1 protein-coding gene and 1 pseudogene are annotated in these 542 nt (G+C 58.7%); both read right to left on the bottom strand.

Translation table 11 applies throughout. The annotated features are described in order from the left end of the window. The coding region (locus BN2503_RS20435; protein ID WP_148639799.1) for a transposase at positions 1–94 on the bottom strand (94 nt) is incomplete at its 3' end. A 47-nt stretch (positions 95–141) separates the two neighbouring features. Then, a pseudogene (locus BN2503_RS19195) lies at positions 142–542 on the bottom strand (Tn3 family transposase); the annotation flags it as partial.

The raw sequence follows: 542 nt of genomic DNA, 5'->3' as shown, positions 1-542 counted from the left end.
CATGCTTCCTGCATGTCTCGGCGACCTTGGCGCCCAGCTCGACCTCCTTGAGGATGCCGACTATCTGAGCTTCGCTGAATCTGGATTTCTTCATGTAGAGACTCCGTGGGGTTGGATTCTCTACTTCCACCTGGTTCAGGTTTTCAAGGGGACTTCAGGCGGCCTGGAGACAAGTCGGCGCGCGTAGCGGCGCAAGATGAGATCGGGGATGTCTGCCAGGTGCTTATGAACGTCCAGCGTGTAAAGCAGGTCGATGCGCTCCAGTACCTCGCTGATTTGGCGGGTTGAGTGTTTCGCCGGTGCAGCCCATAGCCAACTCTGCTGGGTTTGTCCATCTGGGCGCAGCTCTGAAACTGAGGCTCGCCAGCGATCAAGTGTTGCTGGATCAACGCTGGCGGCGATGGCGGTGCCTGTTTCAACTTCAAGCTGGGCAAGTGCCGCCGCAATCAGTGTCCGAATTGCCCGCTCGTGCACGATCACCAGCTTGTTCTTGTACAGCCATTGACGCGCCCGCACGAGTAGCTGATCGCGGTCGGCGCAGC

Origin of the sequence: Paenacidovorax caeni (genome assembly GCF_001298675.1) — a bacterium.
GTDB classification, from domain to species: domain Bacteria; phylum Pseudomonadota; class Gammaproteobacteria; order Burkholderiales; family Burkholderiaceae_C; genus Paenacidovorax; species Paenacidovorax caeni.
The sequence above is the reverse complement of the archived record's forward strand: the minus strand, read 5'-3'. Positions and strand labels throughout refer to the sequence as shown.